Genomic DNA, 17,817 nt, shown 5'->3' with positions numbered 1-17,817 from the left:
TTTTTCGAATTAATTTTTCAATACTATATATTGAAAAGGCTGTAATGTTATTTCTGCACCAACACTAACGGCTGCTCCGGTAAAAGCATCTTTCCAGTTTCCTTTTAAAGTCGACGGAACAAGATGTTTTACTGTTGCATCTGTTAAATTAGAAAGTACAAAAACTTTTTCCGAATCTTTTATCATTGTAAATGCACTTACTGAATTGGTGCTGTATCCTGTAAAAGTTCCTGTTTTAATGGCGTTGCTTGTATTTCTAAAGGCAATGATTTTTTTGTATTCAGCAAGCATTTCATTATCTGCGGTTGACCAGTCAATTGGCGTTTTTGCGAAATAATTCAATCTTTGAGCGTATCCAATTTCTTGTCCGTTATAAATCATTGGAACAGATTTTAAATAAGCAGCGACAACAAAAGCAGCAATTGATCCTTTTTTACCTCCAAAAAGTTCCAACGGAGTTCCGTCGGTAAGGTTAACGTCGTGATTGCTTGTGTATCTAACAACTCTGTTTTCTGGATTATAATTGTTTGCATATTCTGTTGCATTCGAATCCTGAATTGTAGTTGCTGGTTTGTTTTCTTTGAAAAGTTTTTCTAAAGTACTGAAGAAATTAAATCCAAATGTATAATCAAAACCAGAAGCAAAGTGGTTATATTTTGAACCTTCGGCAAGCATTAAAATAGATTGATTTTTTTTGATTTTTCTCAATTTTGTAATGGCATCTGCCCAGAAATTATTCGGTACAAAATCAGCATAATCACATCTAAAACCGTCTATGTTTGCGTTGTAAACCCAGTAAGACATAGCATCAATCATGGCGTCTTTCATTTCGGTATTTTCAAAATTTAACTGCGCTACATCATTATAATTTGTTCCCGGCGGAATAATAATGTTTCCGGCAGCATCTTGCTGGTACCAGTTTTTATGCTGTGTAATCCATGCATTGTCCCAAGCAGTATGATTGGCAACCCAGTCTAAAACAACAGCCATGTTTTTTTTGTGTGCTTCTTCAACTAATGTTTGAAGATCTTGTAAAGTTCCAAAATCCGGATTTACGGCTTTATAGTCTTTTACAGCGTAAGGAGAACCTAATTCGCCAGAAGCTCTTTCTTTTCCAACAGGGAAAACAGGCATTAAATAAATAACATTTGCTCCCAATTCCTGAATTTGAGAAAGTCTGTCCTGAACTCCTTTTAGTGTTCCGGCCTGGCTAAAAGCACGAATGTTTACCTGATAAATTATTGCATCTTCTTTTTTTGGCATTTTTTCAAATGGAGCGCCATATTGTGTATATGGAGATTCGGGAGTTTTATCTGAATCATCGTCAGAAGAACTGCACGAAACAAATGCTACCGCCAACAGTAATGCGTAAACAAATTTTATATTAAATTTCATAATTTTTATATTTTAAATGATTGAGAAGTAACCTGCCTTTCGAAGTAAAAAGACAGGTAAACTCAAACCAAACTAAACTTAATTTTTGTTATTTTTTAACGATAGAAGTTATTGCAGTTGCCGGATAACCTGTACTTGCAGGATCTGTTTCAACAATTTTAAACGTTACTTCATAAGTTCCTGCTTCGCCAATGGTGTAAGCGCCGCCATTATCAAGATTAACGATGTTTGTTGAAGCATCTGCCGGTCCGTAATTCACAGTCCATGCATCATTCAATCTGAATTTTAAAGCACCCGCCAGTAAATTTGCCGTTATTTTCCATGTTTTTGTTACGTGATCGTAAGACATTGGTACAGAATGATTCCATCCATAATTAGGATCACCGGCCGTTTGTTCTGCTGTTGCAGATGCCGGCCCAACAATTCCCCAAGCATACGGAGTCTGAGACCATTTTAAAGTATTTGTATTTACTTTAATTTGATATGAACCTGCACCCGGAAGTACAAAATCAGTATCGCTCATGTTTTTCAAATCATTATTTGTTGCTCCTGCACCGTAAAATTGCGCCCAGTTTCTTCCTTTATTTAATTTAAATCCAGGACCTGCGCCTTCTGCCACAGTCATGTAACCCTGATAAACTCCTAATTGAATTTCGGTTAATGCTGCTGCTGTTCCTACATCCCATCCCTGATAACTTCCCGGCATATAGATTTCTCCAAAAACAACCGTTTTCAAGTATGGTGTTACTGTTATTGTAACAGGATTTGAATATGTTCTATGATCCATTGAAGCTTCTACACGAATTACTAATTCTCCCGGTACGTCAGGTTTTAATCCTAAGTCTAAGGCGATTTTATTTAATTCTAATCCGGTAAATGATTTGCTTAAAACATCTTCTCCGGCTTCAACTCGTTTCGCTTTTGACCATGCCTCGCTTCCTTTGATGTCAGTAGGCAAATCTAATTGTATGGCATAGCTCACAGGCGCCGCAATCGGGAAGGTTACTTTTGGATAGGAAACCAGTAAAGCTGCTTGGTCTGAAGTCTCTTCTTTAAGTACTATTGTATTAGATGATACCTCAATTCCAGAAGGAAAATTTACTGATTTTAGTGTCGTTACTGTTCCTTCAGTTTCACAGGAAGCGGCTAAAAAAACCAAACTTCCAAGTAAGAATAATTTATTGATATATTTTTTCATGATAGTTTTGTTTTTAGTAACCTGGGTTTTGTTTAAGTCCACGATTCGCATCTAAAGCAGATGTTGGAATTGGGAACAATTTTCTATAAGCAGGTGATGCAGGTCTAAATTCGTTTGCCAGTAAAAATTTATCAAAACGAATCATGTCCTGTCTTCTGTGGCCTTCCCAGCTTAATTCGAAACCTCTTTCATTATAAATATCATCTAGAGTAGGATTGTGGTCTAAACCATCTAAGCCTGCACGTTGTCTGATTTGATCTACAAAAGGTTTTGCTGCAGCTGCATTCCCTAAACGAGTATTACATTCTGCCATCATTAAAATTACGTCAGCATATCTGAAAATTGGAAAGTCATTTGAAGCTCCTCCTCCTGATTTTACTCCTGCAGGATAAAATTTAACGTTACGAACTCCTGCCTGAGGAAGTGCTCCGGGATTATCTAAAGAACCAACTTCAAGAGTATAATTGAATCCGCCAGGCTGTTCGCCTACTAAAAACTGTTTTCTGCGAATATCATTTACATCATATTTCAGGAAGAAATCTTTAGGAACAATAGTTCCGTTCCAACCGCTTAATCCAAATAAATTTACACCCTGCGGACCATATACACTACGAACTGCATAAACATTTCGGGAAACAACATCCAGAGTTGCGTAAATAGGCAAAATAGTTTCATCATCAGGAAGTACATCTCCAAATAATTCAAAATATTTATTCCCTAAAGGATTTGCAACATCGGCTGCGCCAGAATGAAGTGTAAATCCTCCTTCAGAAACTTTGTTACAAGCAGCTAAACATTCTGTCCATTTTGGAGTACCGGTATAAACTTCAGCGTTTAAGTACACTTTTGCAAGCAGTGTATACCCAGCCCATTTATTGAATCTTCCATAATAATTTCCGCCTTTTGTTACAGAAAGTTGTTCTACGTTTTCGGTTAATTCTTTAACGATAAAATCAAAAACTTCTTTACGGCTTGACTGCGGGATTTTATCAACGGTAATATTGTTGTTGGTATAAAAAGGAACATCACCAAAATCATCAATCAATAAGTAATAAAAGAAAGCACGTAATACTTTTGCTTCGGCAATTTTTGAAGGGTCAGCACCTGATTTTTCTAATAATTCAACTGCTAAATTTGCATTGAAAATAGACTTGTATAACCAGTTCCAAGTATTGTTAATAATGAATTCAGAAGGAAGCCATTCGTGTTTGTGCAAACGGGCAAAATCCTGCTGCCAGTTACCATCTGTTCTATGCGGAATTACCTGCTCATCTGATGACATACAGTTCATGTCGTACCAGCCATTATCAGCCCCTGCATAACCTACACCAGGTACGCCTTTACGTTCAAAATCTCCCGGAATTTCTGCATAAATACTGGCAAGAGCAATATTTGCTCCTTCCGGAGTTCCATAAAAGGTATCCGGTTGATATTTGTCGTATATATTTTCGTTGATGTCTGTACAGCTAAAAAGTGTTAGAAAACAAACGCTTGCTGCTACTATATTTTTAATTTTCATCTCTTTTTACTATTTAAATTTTACAGTCAAACCAAATGCAATACTTCTGGTACGAGGATAAATTCCTTTATCGCCTCCAAAATTATCATTAGGGTCACCACTTCCGCTTACATTTAATTCAGGATCAACTCCTGTGTAATCTGTAATTAGCAGTAAATTGCTTCCTGTAAGAGAAAGTCGAACAGAGTCTACATATTTATCTGTAAAGCGGAAAGTATATCCTGCGGTAACATTCTCTAAACGAACGAATGAACCATCTTCTAACCATGCATCAGATCCGTATGGAGAAGAAAAAATTCCTTTATCTCGAGCGCTTTCCAAAACATTTGAACTACCAGTATTTTCCAACATACTTAACCTTTGATTAAGATTGTTGTAAATTTTGTTTCCTCCAGAACCTCTCCACAACATAGAAGCATCAAAGTTTTTGTATCTGTAAGATGGGTTAAATGCAAAAGTGTAAGTTGGTAATGCTGAACCTGCATAGTAGCGATCCGGACTTGTAGCTCCCTGATCAATTTTACCATCTCCATTTTGATCCTTTACTGTTTCAACACCATTTGAATTTGTACCCGTACTTTCTAAAATATAGAATGAACCAATTGGTTTTCCTTTTACCAATAAAGAGTTTGGTGCTCCCCAATTTACAAAGTCCGTATTTAAAGGAATACCATTAATGCTGCCGCTTAAATTAAGTACTTCGTTTTTCATAAAAGAAACGTTTCCTGCTAATGTAAGTGTACTGTTATTAGTTCTGATAACATCATATGCAAGTGCAGCTTCTAAACCTTTGTTAGAAATGCTTCCTACGTTTGCTTTAATTTTATTATAAGGATAAGGAGGCTGAGGTACAGTATAATCAAATAAAAGATTATCTGTTGTAGAATCGTAAACATCAACACTACCTCTTAATCTATTATCTAAAAGAGCGAAATCAAGTCCAATATTAGTTTGTCTTTTAGTTTCCCATTTCAAATCAGCATTTGCATTTTGAGCAATACCAAAATTAGTAATGATAGATCCTCCAAAATAAATATTCCCTGCACTGTCTACTAATGGCAATGATGTTTGCGGATAAAGACCTTGCTGATTACCAGTTTCACCATAACCAACGCGTAATTTTAATTCGCTAAATAGATTTTGATTCTGCATGAAAGATTCTTTGTTAATTTGCCAGGCCACAGATGCTGAAGGGAAATTTCCCCATTTATTGTTTGCACCAAATACAGATGAACCATCTCGTCTGATACTTGCTGTAAGTAAATAACGGTCTAATAAAGAGTAGTTTAATCTTCCTAAATAAGAAACTAAAGATCTGTCATTTTTATAAGATCTGATGTCTCCGGCTCTAACTTTAGACAAATCGCCAAACTGAAGTGCATTATAAGTAGCTTCATCACTAATAAAACCTCTTGCCTGAGTGTAATTACCCTGATAAGTCTGACTTTGCCATTCGTATAAAGCCAATGCATTAAAAGTGTGGATTCCTAACGTTTTTTTATAGCTAAGACTAACATTCGTTAATTTTTCATTTTGTCTGGCATTGTCAATATTTGCAAAACCGTGCTGTTCTACTGCATACGCTTCTGTAGATTCTGCCGGCATGTAATATCCTATAGTTCTATTAGTTTTTCTCCAGCTTCCAAACCAGTTAGCCGTAAAACCTTTACCTAACTCTAAATCTGCTTTTAAACTTCCAAATAAATTATCATCTTGTCTTTCATTTGTAACTGTTTGTGCAGCAGCATAAGGATTTAAATAATGAAAAACAGTTCCATCTGTAAAATAAGTTCCATCAGTATTATAAACAGGATCTGTTGGTCTTGCCAATAATGCATTTGTAATTAAGTTTGATGTATAAGCAACGGTACCAATACTTCCAATACTGCTTGTTGTATTATTTATTCCTGAGTTTAAGTTAAAAGTCAATTTTAATTTATCATCAAGAGCCAATTGTGTTGCCTGAATACGTCCAATATATTTTTGGTTGCTAGAATTGATTACAACTCCATCTTGCATAATAGCTGTTATAGAAGCTCTGTAATTGAATTTATCCGTTCCTCCGCCAAATGACAATGTATGCGTCTGTGTAATTCCCGTTTCAGTCAAAAGACCGTACCAATTTGTATTTGAACCGTGATTTGAAGATGCTGGAACACCATACTTTTGAGCAGTTTCCCACCATTGGTTAGCATCAAGCATATCTAATTTTTTTGGAATAAAATCAACAGATGTCGACCCGATGTATTCGATTGTAGTTTTTCCTGCTTTGTTTTTCTTAGTTGTTACAATGATAACTCCAGGCGCTCCTCTTGAACCATAAACAGCCGTTGCAGAAGCATCTTTTAAAACATCTATACTTTCGATTTCACTTGGAGGAACTTGATTTAACAAATCCATGTTTCCCTGAATTCCATCCACAACAACTAAAGGATCATTTCCTCCAATTAAAGAAGAAATTCCACGAATACGAACACTTGGTCCAGAACCCGGTTCGCTACCAATTTGAGTGATATTTACACCCGCAGCTTTTCCTGCAATTAATTGTAAAGGATTAACAATTGCTCCCTGATTCATGTCTTTTGCAGCAATTGAAGAAACTGCTCCGGTTACATCTTTTTTTATGGCAGTTCCGTAACCCACTACAACAATTTCTTGTAAATCAGTGGCATCTGGAAAAAGCTGAATGTTTATTACATTTTGGTTTGCCGTTACTTTTTTCTCTTTATATCCTACAAATGATACAATTATTACAGATTGGGCACTTTCAACAGTAATTTTATACTTACCATCAAAATCAGTAACCATTCCGTTTTTAGTTCCTTCTTCAAGAACAGAAGCTCCGGGTAGTGGCAGGCCATTTTCATCGGTAATTACACCCGAAACAGTTTGCTTTTGAAATTCGATTATTTGTGTTCTGAGTTCTGGTTTTTTAAGGATAATCTGCGTATCTCTGATTTTAAATTCAGTTGGAGTTCCTTTAAAAATTTTGTCTAAAACCACATATATCGATTGATCTTTTACAGAAATAGAAACCGTACGATCTAAGTCGATATCGTTCAGTTTATAAATAAATCTGAAATCTGTTTTTTGTTCAATGGTCTCAATAACCTTCTCGATTGTTGAATTGTTTAATTCAAGGGTAACTTTTGTTTTTTGGGCATAAGTATTCCCTCTAATATTAAACATGGCGACCAAAATAAGTAGTGTAGTTAGTTTCAATTTTAGGTCATTTTGGAACAATGAGTATAGGAACCCATTATTCTTAGATTTTTTTTTCATAATTTTGTTAATTGATTGTAGTTAATTCGTTATATTCAATCACTTAGTTAATCGGAAATTGTTCGCAGCTCTTTCCGATTTTTTTATTCCTGTAATCTTAGTTCTTCATATTTTTTCATTGGTTTTAGTGGTTATTTAATTAGTATTTGATCGTTTTTTATCGTGTAATTAATACCGTGAATGTCGTTGAAATAACTCATCACTTTATCAATTGATTCATCGCTGAAACTTGCATTGAATTTTTCGTTTGCCAGTTTCTCATTTTTATTTACAATAGTAACATTGTAGCGTCGTTCCAGTTTTGTAATAATGTTTTTGAAAGTCATATTTCTAAACGTCAGTCCGCCGTTTATCCATGAAGTATAGATATCTGTAATAACCGCTTTAGTCGAAATTTTAGTATTTTCTTTATTGAAACTTCCTTTAAAGCCAGGTTTTAAAATGGTGTTTTTTAAAGCATCAAATTTTTCGTTTGACTGATACATTCCAACTGAACCTTCAACCAAAACAACATCTGTTGCAGCGTCTTCAGGATAATTAGAAACGTTGAAATGTGTTCCCAGAACTCGAACATTCAATTCGTCAGCATTTACGATAAATGGATGTTTTTTATCTTTTGCAACATCAAAAAATGCTTCTCCATCAAGAAATACTTGTCTGTTTTCACCAGGAATGAATTTTACAGGATATTTTAAAGTCGTTCCCGCATTTAAGTGAACCATAGTTCCATCTGATAATTGAAGGCGGAATTTTTTACCGTATGGAATTTTAATCGTGTTGTAAACTAATTTTTCAGGATCTAAACTGTTTTCATAAGCAATTTTATCTCCGCTTTGATTTCCAACAATATTCCCTTTAGCATCTTTAATTTGTGCCGAATTGTGTTCAGATAAAATCTGCGTTTCGCCATTTTCTAACTGCAGTACAATATCAGAACTTTTAAAATCGAATTTTGGTTCAGCAGGTTTGTCTGAAAGATTTTGTTTGTAGAAGAAACCAATTCCAAGTAAAATAATTACAGAAGCAGCGATCGAAATATATTTTCTGAAGTTTGATCTTCTCTGTGGTATTTCAATCACAGATTCTTCTTCTTTTGAAGCTGATAAGATATTCATGAAAATATCATCAGCAGTTTGTTTGTCCATTTTCGGCATTTCGCCAAGAAGATTTTGAATGTCTTCTACAGTTGGAAAATCCTCCGTAAGTTGATTTTTTTTATAATAAGCAACAACCTCGTTTATTTCTTCGGGCGTGCATTGGTTTAAAACAAACTTTTGTAAAAGACTTTTTATTTCAGAATTTGAATTCATTACGAATTGTTTTAGGTCGGGTTCTGAATATAATACAGCCGAAAACGATTTCAGTACTACTCAAACGTTGTAAATTTTTAAATTTTAACATTTAAAAAGATGGAATTTATTGTAATGTATTGATTTTTAAATAGTTTTGAAATGAATTTTTTTTCTAAAAAAGAAATGGAATGCGGTTTTTGCCCACGGATTTTACGGATGAAACGGATTTTCGCAGATTTTTTATTAAAATATAACTCGTGGTTTCAACCACGGGACACGTATCGTGATTATGCATTGCATATATATTGCGTCCCCGTGGTTGAAACCACGGGCAATGTTTGATAATGATTACGGTCTTTTTGAGGGGTTTTTCCTCATTAAGATGACTAACGCTAAAAATAAATAAAACCTGTGTAAACCCGTTTCATCCGTAAAACCCGCGGGCAATTTCATTAAAACAAAAAAAATCACCCGGAAAGAGTGATTTAGTTGGTTAAAAATTGGTTTTGGTTAGATAATCTCGTCGTGAACCTGAAAAAAGACCCGCATTGATTCTAATGCTTTGCTCATTTGATTCCTGACAGTATTTATAGAGATGCCGAGTTCCTGACTAATTTCTTCGTAACTCATGCCTTTCTTTCGTGACATTTTAAAAATTTGTTTCCGCTTTGGCGGTAATTGTTTCATGGCTTGTTTTTGAAGTTTTTTACAGTCTTCTTCCCGAATGGAGTAATCTCCATATTCATGTGATTTTTGACTTTCATAAAAAATAGCTTCTTTCAAAACCAAATCATTTGCGGCTTTATTCAAGGTATTAAAAGCCTGATTTCTGGCAATGGTAAAAATATAAGCCTTAAAAGATTGTTCTAAGTTTAGGTTTTCGCGATGCTGCCAGACTTTCATAAAAACATCCTGTACATTTTCTTCGGCAGCCTCTTTTGATTTTAAAAGACTTATGCTGTAGCCATAAATATCCTGGTAATACAAATCAAAAAGGGAACGAAATGCTTTTTCGCTGCCATTTTTTAATTCGCTTACCAATAATTTGTCGCTATAGTCTTTGGCTTCCAACATTAAATTAATTAGTTTGTATTTAAATCTAATTATATTACGATACTATCAAAATCGATACTCTAATGCGTTGAGTGGTTAGCAAATATATAAAAATATTATTCGCAGCAAATAATGGTAAAATAAACTTAATTCGGTTTTTTGTGATTTATTTTCAATGAAATCTCAGTAAATACGGTAGTAAAACCCTTTTTATCAAGTTGATAACTTTTTGGCTAAAATTTTAAAAATTAACTATAATGAGCTGTGTTTTTTGAGAATATTCTTATTTGGAATAAAAGTGCTTGAAAAAATAAAAACACTAATTTGTAAAAAAATCCTTTTATCTTTTTTTGAGAAAGACAAAAGGATATTGAAAATTGAATTTATTTAAGATGTAAAAATTAAATTTTGTGTGATTAGTTTTTCAAATCTTTAATTACTTTAAAAGCAACATCAACCTGATCTTCTCCAACAAGAATTGTAAATTCGTTTGAAGTCGAAATTACCTCATTTATAATAATTCCTTCCCAAGCTAAACGTTGGAAAATGAAGTAATAAATACCAGGAACAACGATGTTTTCTTTAGGTAATTTTACCGTAATAGAAGCAAGGTTGTCTAATTTCTGAATTAGTTTTTCTCTCATAAAGTGTTTCTCCACTAAATGATTTACACTGCTGCTTACTACAATATTAGTTTCGTTTACACCACGGGATGAGGTATAAAAAATATCAGATAAAGCATTGATATCAGAGATTAAATCGGCTTGTTTGTTTAACACAGTTTCAGAAGCTGCAAAAGTATAATCTGTTAACTCAGATCTAACTGTGATTTCGCCAATATTCTTGATTACCTTATTGATTTTATGGTTTAATTTAAAATCTAATTCTTCAGTCAATCTCTTCAGCGACATTACAACAGCGCCCTGTTTTACTTCTTTGCCAAATTCATTTTCCAACTCGGTCATAATGTTCCGAGAAAGAGAAGTCAGGTTAATAATCCCAAGAGATAAAGCGTTTAAGAGAAATGGTTTCGTTTTGATGTAATTTTCGACGATGGAAGAAACGGTTTTCATAATTTTTTTTTCTTTTTTTTTTGTAACTTGATTGGTGTGGTTTAGTTAATTTGATGTTATAAATCTATGCAAATATAAATAAAAAAACAATTTGTTACAATTATAACAAGAAAAAATTATGTTAAAAATGATAAAAAGCATCAGTAAGATGTTCAATTGCAAATGATTCCCCGTTTTTATGGATCGCAACGATGTCAAAACGGATATTTAAATCTTCATTAAAATCCTTTTCCCTATAGTTTATGTAGGCATTTACTGCTTTTATTAGAAGTTGAATTTTTTTTGGCTTCACAAAATCCTGCGGAGAACCAAAATTTAAACTCGATCTTGTCTTCACTTCGACGATTGCCAAGACATCATTTTTTTGAGCAATAATATCTATTTCTGCTTTTTGAAAAACCCAGTTTCGGTCTAAAATTTCATAACCATTTTGCTCAAGATATTCTACAGCTAGTTCTTCTCCTTTTTTACCAAGTTCGTTGTGTTCTGCCATGCTTTTTTGTTTCAGGTTTAAAGTTTTTCAAGTTTCAGATTTGAATTTAAATGATAAAGTTTTTTGCACGCAAAGACGCGAAGTCGCAAAGTTTGAATTTACTTTGCGACTTCGCGTCTTTGCGAGATTTTTATGCGTGGTATTTTTTTCTTGGCTTAAGAAATAATATTATTTCTGAAAAGTAACCGTACTTCCAGATGCATTCACATCAATAGAAATAGTACTTCCCATAACTAAAGCGCGATTATCCTGAATATGTCCGGCCGGGAAATTAAAAATTACCGGAATATTATATTTTTTAGTAACATCATCAATAATTTCTAATGCATTTTTTCCCCACGGAACTTCGTTGTCTTTCATTTTGGTCATTCCTCCAATGATAATTCCTTTCAGGTTTTCGATACAGCCGTTGCGTCTTAAATTCATCATCATACGATCAATGTGATATAGATATTCATCTAAATCTTCAATAAACAAGATTTTATCTTTGCAGTCAATTGCAGAAGGAGAACCTAATAAGCTGTATAAAATAGAAAGATTTCCACCCACTAATTCACCAGTTGCTTTACCAAAACGGTTCATGCTGCTTGGCTCAATAGAATAGGAAAGAGGCTCACCAAATAAACTTGATTTCATTGAACTAATCGCTGCCGGAGTTGCACGCGGAATCGTAACCGGCATAACACCATGAATAGATTTATAACCCATCGTGTTTAAATGATTGTGCAAAACTGTAACATCGCTAAAACCAATAACCCATTTTGGATGTTGTTTAAATTTTGTAAAATCCAGAAGGTCTAACATTCTCACAGTTCCGTAACCGCCGCGAACGCACCAAATCGCTTTTATATTTGGATTATCCAATTGCTTTTGAAAATCAGCAGCACGCTGTTCATCAGTTCCTGCTAATTGATGGTAATCTAATCCAATTGTACTACCAACAACAGCTTCCAGACCCCAGCTTTTAAGTAAATCTATAGTTGGTTTTAAATTGTCGTCGATATTTTTTCTGGCTGTTGCCAAAAGTGCTACGGTATCTCCTTTTTGTAAATAAGGTGGTGTTATCATGATTTGTTGGGATTGACAGGTAAATGATTGTAAAGCAAAAATAAGAAATGCCAGTTTAGCACCATTAAAATATTTTGTGATAGTAAGGAAGCTTTTCATAGTTTCTTTTGCTTATTTGAATGTTAAGATTAACAAATATAAATTATTTACTCAATTAAGTTGTTGAAAATTCTTACAATTTATTTAAATTGAGCTCTTAAATTTTTAAAGTTATGCAAATTATTAAATTTCACTTTTGTTTACTCGCCTTTTTTATAATTTCTCTTTCAAATGCACAATCTAAAAGATATGTAATTCACACCGCAACCTTTTACAATTTCGAAAATCTCTTTGACATTAACGACGATCCAAGCACAAATGATGACGAATGGACTCCAAATGGTGCTCAGCATTGGACAAAAGAAAAATACGAACAAAAACTGAAAAATCTTTCCAAAGTTATCTCTGAAATTGGAACTCCTGAAAATTCTAATGCGCCTACTTTAATTGGCTGTTCTGAAGTTGAAAACCGCGGTGTTCTTGAAGATTTAATTAAAGAAGAAAAAATAGCACCTTACGATTACGGAATTATCCATTTTGATTCTCCCGATCAACGCGGAATCGATGTAGCGCTTCTGTATCAAAAGAAATATTTCAGGCCGACTTCTTATGCTAATATTCCGTTGTTGATTTATAAAAACAAACCAATTCTTCAGGAAGATAAAAACGAAGATTTAGGTGATGTTGAAATCAAAATAGATACTAAAAACCGAGTTTTTACCAGAGATCAGCTTTTAGTAACAGGTTTTTTAGACAATGAAGAAATTCACATTATTGTCAATCACTGGCCATCGAGATCTGGCGGAGAAAAAGCAAGCAGTCCGTTTCGTGAAGCAGCAGGAAGATTAAATCGAAAAATTATAGATTCCCTTCAACAGATAAATCCAATGGCAAAAGTAATTACTATGGGAGATTTAAACGACGGACCTTTTAATAAAAGTATAAAAACCGAATTAGGAGCAAAAGCAAAAAAAGCAGAAGTTCCTGAATTTGGTGTTTATAATCCATTCGAAGAAATGGCAGAAAGAGGAATGGGAACTTTAGCGTTTAGAGATTCCTGGGATATTTTTGACCAAATCATAATGACCAAATCTTTTATTGAACCTGATTTTTCAAGTTTTAAATTCTGGAAAGCAGGGATTTTTAATCGACCTTATCTTATTCAAACTTCGGGAAAATACAAAGGATATCCGTTAAGAAATACTTTAACCGAAGCAGGTTTTAGTGATCATTTTCCGGTGTATATTTATTTAATACGAGAGATAAAATAGTGACGGTTTTCAGTCTGAATACTGAGACTGCCACTGTATACTAAATACTTTTCACTACCTTAGCTTTTCATAAATTCTGAAAAAAATGGCTATAGCAAAACCATTCAATCTAACAAAATGGATTGAAGATAACCGACACTTACTAAAACCACCAGTTGGAAATAAAAATCTATATGTTGACTCAGGCGATTATATTGTAATGATTGTTGCCGGACCAAATGCACGAAAAGATTATCATTATAACGAAACCGAAGAACTTTTTTATCAATTAGAAGGAAGTATAAAAGTTGTAATTCAAGAAGACGGTGAACGTAAAGAAATGGAATTAAATGCGGGAGATATGTATTTACATCCTGCTAAAATTCCACATTCTCCAGTTCGTTCAGAAGGTTCAATAGGATTAGTAATTGAGCGAAAACGTGCCGGGAAAGGTTATACAGACGGTTTACTTTGGCATTGTGATAATTGCAATCACAAACTTTACGAAGTATATTTTGAACTGCATAACATCGAAAAAGATTTTCTTCCTCATTTCGAACATTTCTACAATTCAGAAGAATTAAGAACTTGCAATAATTGCGGAACCATAATGGAAACTGATTCTAGATTTACGGCCAAGAAGTAATTTATTGATCTCGAATACGAGTATATTAAACCCGACAGGTTTTTAAACCTGTCGGATTTATTTTTGTGTTAAAGAAAATTTTTAATATCATTTTTGATATATATTTGCATCATAAATGTTCTAAAAAAGTTACAAAAATGATACAAGAAATTATCGCATATAAGAATATAGTAGATAATATTGAGTCTTTAATGGACAAATCTCCTTATAAAAAAAACTATATTATTGAAAAAGTTGGCATTTCTAGTCCAACGTTTTATAGAAAATTGAAAACTCAATCATTTACTCCAGATGAAGTACTTTCAATTGCTAAGATTCTTTCTCCAGAAGAAAATTTTAGATTACGATTAAAGACTGAAATAGAAAATGCTAAGCGCGAATATGAAGAAGGGAATTATATGACGCATGAAGAAATGCTACTTGAGTTAAAAAGTAAAAATATAATTTAGAAATTTAAAATGGTTAAGGGTTTTTGACGATTGTCATGAAATTCAATTAAGTGAATAACATCTCGATTTAAAATGTAATAAAGAGAAATGTTTTTTGTGACTAATATTTCATTGCATTCTAAATCATTTCTAAATTTTCCCAAATGAGGGTTTATTGTGACTAAATCAATAATGTGTAAAACCTCATTTACAAATTTTTGTGCAATTTCATTATTTCTAAATTGTGTTAGATAATTCCTTGTTGTATAAAACGTATAAGTTGCCCTTGAAGACCAAACAATTTTCATTAATAAAAATTTATTCAGTAAAAATATAAAAATTATCTTACAATTATTTGTTTTTACAACTCAATTTTTCTCCCTTGTTCAGGATAAATAATCTTCAAACCTAAATCATTTTGAGCTTTCAACTGCTCTTTAATTTTAGTAATATTTTTAGCTGGGGGTTTTAAATGCGTAATAATGATTTTGAAATTATTCAAAGAACCTTTTCCCGCTAATTCTTCCAAAACATGAAGTTCAGTCATTAAATGATTTGGCGTTAAGTGTCCAAATAAAAATTTGTCCGGTTGTTCATTTGGGAAAGAAACTTCAATTAAAATACCTTTCAATTGTTTGCTTTGAATTAAAGGTGCAACTACAGTCCACAAAGCTTTTAATTTATCGCTTTTTTCTACAGAATCAGGCCCCGTATCTCCTAAATACAAAACATAATTATCTTCATTTTTAATTAAAAAAGCAGTGCTTTCAAACGGATTTACATGACTTAAAGGAAAAGCTTTAACCGTCATTTTTGTATTTGAAAGAGGAGTTTCTTCGCCTAAATTTAAAGTTTGAAAATGATATTTTTTCAACGGAAATCCAACGCCTTTATCTCCAAAATTAGCCCAGGTTTGATCATTGAAATAATGGTTTTCCATCATTTCCATACATTTTTCAGTTGCGTAAACCGTTTTAGAAGAATCGGCAGGAGAGTTGATAATTAAGCCTGAAACATGATCTAAATGCGCATGCGAAATCAAATATCCTTTTATATATTTTCGTAAAACTTCGTTGGTTGAAACTTTGAAAACTTTGTTTTCAATCGCTTTCTCAATTCCGGCATTTATCGTTCCGGCATCCAGACAAACAAAATCTTTTGTGTTTGCGGGGGCTATTAAATAAGCCGAAAGATTTTTCTCGTCGATTCCGCCTTTTATTCCTAAAGGAACAATCTGAAAAGAAGATTTCTGTTCTTTTTGAGAAAAAGCATTAAATGAAACTAAGACAAAACAAAGCAAAAGCCGACTGAAACTGGTCATATTTATAATTTTAGAAATGCAAATTTCATCAAATTTACCGAATAAATCAGGATCGCTTTGCGTTAATACTTGTAAAATAACGCTAAATTTACTTTGTCTTTAATAGTTCAATATCATTTGAAATTAATTCTAAAATAATATCTTTACATAAAAATATAACAATTTTAACTAAAAAAGTTACAATGACAACAATAGCATCACAATTTGGCATGAATGAAGCTTTGGAAAAACTAGGAATAAAACTAGTTAATGAAGGAACTTCAACGGGAGTAGAGAACTTTTCATCGGGAGAAATTTTAGATAGTTTTTCACCTGTAGACGGAAAACTAATTGCATCTGTAAAAACTTCAACACTTGAAGATTACGAAAAAGTAATGCGTTCTGCAACTGAGGCATTCAAAACTTTTAGATTAATTCCTGCACCGCAGCGTGGAGAAATCGTTCGTCAGTTTGGAGAAAAATTACGTCAAAATAAAGAAGCTCTTGGTAAATTGGTTTCTTATGAAATGGGTAAATCATTGCAGGAAGGTTACGGAGAAGTTCAGGAAATGATCGATATCTGTGATTTTGCTGTTGGTTTGTCTCGTCAACTACACGGATTAACAATGCATTCTGAAAGACCAGGACACAGAATGTATGAGCAATATCATTCATTAGGAATTGTTGGAATTATTTCTGCATTTAACTTCCCGGTTGCAGTTTGGTCTTGGAATACGGCTTTGGCTTGGATCTCAGGAGATGTCTGCGTTTGGAAACCTTCTGAAAAAACACCTCTTTGCGGAATTGCCTGCCAAAATATTATTGCTCAGGTTATCAAAGAAAATAATCTTCCGGAAGGAATTTCTTGTTTGATAAACGGTGATTATAAAATAGGTGAGCTGCTTACAAAAGATACTCGTATTCCTTTAATTTCTGCAACAGGTTCTACCAGAATGGGGAAAATTGTTGCACAAACCGTTGCTGGAAGATTAGGTAAATCGCTATTAGAATTAGGAGGAAATAATTCAATTATTGTGACTCCAGATGCCGATATTAAAATGACCGTTATTGGAGCTGTTTTTGGAGCTGTAGGAACTGCCGGACAGCGTTGTACATCAACTAGAAGATTGATTATTCACGAAAGCATTTATGATAAAGTAAAAGATGCTTTAGTTGCGGCTTATAAACAATTACGTATTGGGAATCCGCTTGACGAAAATAATCATGTTGGACCGCTTATCGATACACATGCTGTTGAACAATATGCTATAGCTTTAAATAAAGTAGTTGCTGAAGGTGGAAAAATTTTGGTTGAAGGCGGAGTTCTTTCAGGCGAAGGTTACGAAAGCGGCTGTTACGTAAAACCTGCAATTGCTGAAGCTGAAAACTCTTTTGCTATTGTACAGCACGAAACTTTTGCTCCGGTTTTATATTTGATTAAATATTCTGGTGATGTTGATAATGCAATCGAACTTCAAAATGGAGTTGCACAAGGATTATCTTCTGCAATTATGACCAACAATTTACGTGAAGCAGAAAGATTTTTATCTGTAACAGGTTCTGACTGCGGAATTGCGAATGTAAACATCGGAACCTCGGGAGCTGAAATTGGCGGTGCTTTTGGTGGTGAAAAAGAAACCGGAGGTGGACGTGAATCTGGTTCTGATGCATGGAAAATATATATGAGACGTCAAACAAATACGATTAATTATACAACGAATCTTCCTTTGGCACAAGGAATTAAATTTGATTTGTAATTAAATCTCTTTTAAACATAGAAA

General features: G+C 33.6%; 14 protein-coding genes. 4 read left to right on the top strand and 10 right to left on the bottom strand.

The window, feature by feature from the left end:
- Nucleotides 1-9: 9 nt before the first annotated feature.
- The 9 genes from APR43_RS10305 to APR43_RS10265 form a co-directional block, all read right to left on the bottom strand.
- The gene (locus tag APR43_RS10305) at nt 10-1,395 is read right to left on the bottom strand and encodes an alpha-amylase family glycosyl hydrolase (protein WP_053471569.1); all 1,386 of its coding nucleotides are present in this window, start codon (nt 1,393-1,395) and stop codon (nt 10-12) included.
- Between the two features lie 88 nt (nt 1,396-1,483).
- Nucleotides 1,484-2,593, bottom strand: a complete 1,110-nt coding sequence (locus APR43_RS10300) for a SusE domain-containing protein (protein ID WP_053471575.1) — start codon at nt 2,591-2,593, stop codon at nt 1,484-1,486.
- Between the two features lie 13 nt (nt 2,594-2,606).
- Nucleotides 2,607-4,112, bottom strand: coding sequence for a RagB/SusD family nutrient uptake outer membrane protein (locus tag APR43_RS10295; RefSeq protein WP_053471568.1), 1,506 nt, complete (start codon nt 4,110-4,112; stop codon nt 2,607-2,609).
- A gap of 9 nt (nt 4,113-4,121) precedes the next feature.
- Nucleotides 4,122-7,334 carry a TonB-dependent receptor gene (locus tag APR43_RS10290; protein ID WP_240514943.1) on the bottom strand — a complete coding sequence of 1,071 codons (3,213 nt, stop codon included), beginning with the start codon at nt 7,332-7,334 and terminating at the stop codon, nt 4,122-4,124.
- 191 nt (nt 7,335-7,525) lie between these two features.
- Complete coding sequence (locus tag APR43_RS10285; protein WP_053471566.1) at nt 7,526-8,704, bottom strand: FecR family protein; 1,179 nt, start codon at nt 8,702-8,704, stop codon at nt 7,526-7,528.
- Between the two features lie 492 nt (nt 8,705-9,196).
- Nucleotides 9,197-9,760 (bottom strand): RNA polymerase sigma factor, encoded by a 564-nt coding sequence (locus APR43_RS10280; protein ID WP_053471565.1) that lies wholly within the window; start codon nt 9,758-9,760, stop codon nt 9,197-9,199.
- A 395-nt stretch (nt 9,761-10,155) separates the two neighbouring features.
- Entirely contained in the window at nt 10,156-10,812 is a 657-nt protein-coding gene (locus APR43_RS10275) for a hypothetical protein (protein ID WP_012023298.1), read from the bottom strand.
- Between the two features lie 121 nt (nt 10,813-10,933).
- Nucleotides 10,934-11,305, bottom strand: a complete 372-nt coding sequence (locus tag APR43_RS10270) for a YraN family protein (RefSeq protein ID WP_053471564.1) — start codon at nt 11,303-11,305, stop codon at nt 10,934-10,936.
- Between the two features lie 168 nt (nt 11,306-11,473).
- Complete coding sequence (locus APR43_RS10265; protein WP_053471574.1) at nt 11,474-12,373, bottom strand: LD-carboxypeptidase; 900 nt, start codon at nt 12,371-12,373, stop codon at nt 11,474-11,476.
- Nucleotides 12,374-12,585: 212 nt separating this feature from the next.
- On the opposite strand from APR43_RS10265, the gene APR43_RS10260 reads away from it, so the two are divergent.
- From APR43_RS10260 to APR43_RS10250, 3 genes are all read left to right on the top strand, one after another.
- Nucleotides 12,586-13,683, top strand: coding sequence for an endonuclease (locus APR43_RS10260; RefSeq protein WP_053471563.1), 1,098 nt, complete (start codon nt 12,586-12,588; stop codon nt 13,681-13,683).
- A gap of 85 nt (nt 13,684-13,768) precedes the next feature.
- Nucleotides 13,769-14,308: a 3-hydroxyanthranilate 3,4-dioxygenase gene (locus tag APR43_RS10255; protein WP_053471562.1), complete on the top strand. Its 540-nt coding sequence runs from the start codon at nt 13,769-13,771 to the stop codon at nt 14,306-14,308.
- 137 nt (nt 14,309-14,445) lie between these two features.
- The gene (locus tag APR43_RS10250) at nt 14,446-14,757 is read left to right on the top strand and encodes a hypothetical protein (RefSeq protein ID WP_053471561.1); all 312 of its coding nucleotides are present in this window, start codon (nt 14,446-14,448) and stop codon (nt 14,755-14,757) included.
- A 340-nt stretch (nt 14,758-15,097) separates the two neighbouring features.
- Here the strand turns inward: APR43_RS10250 and APR43_RS10240 are convergent, their stop codons facing one another.
- Entirely contained in the window at nt 15,098-16,057 is a 960-nt protein-coding gene (locus tag APR43_RS10240) for an MBL fold metallo-hydrolase (protein WP_053471559.1), read from the bottom strand.
- A 182-nt stretch (nt 16,058-16,239) separates the two neighbouring features.
- Here APR43_RS10240 and APR43_RS10235 point away from each other — a divergent pair, with 182 nt between their 5' ends.
- Nucleotides 16,240-17,793 carry an aldehyde dehydrogenase family protein gene (locus APR43_RS10235; protein ID WP_053471558.1) on the top strand — a complete coding sequence of 518 codons (1,554 nt, stop codon included), beginning with the start codon at nt 16,240-16,242 and terminating at the stop codon, nt 17,791-17,793.
- Nucleotides 17,794-17,817: the final 24 nt, after the last annotated feature.

This window comes from Flavobacterium sp. NLM (genome assembly GCF_002210235.1).
Taxonomy (GTDB): domain Bacteria; phylum Bacteroidota; class Bacteroidia; order Flavobacteriales; family Flavobacteriaceae; genus Flavobacterium; species Flavobacterium panici.
The sequence above is the reverse complement of the archived record's forward strand: the minus strand, read 5'-3'. Positions and strand labels throughout refer to the sequence as shown.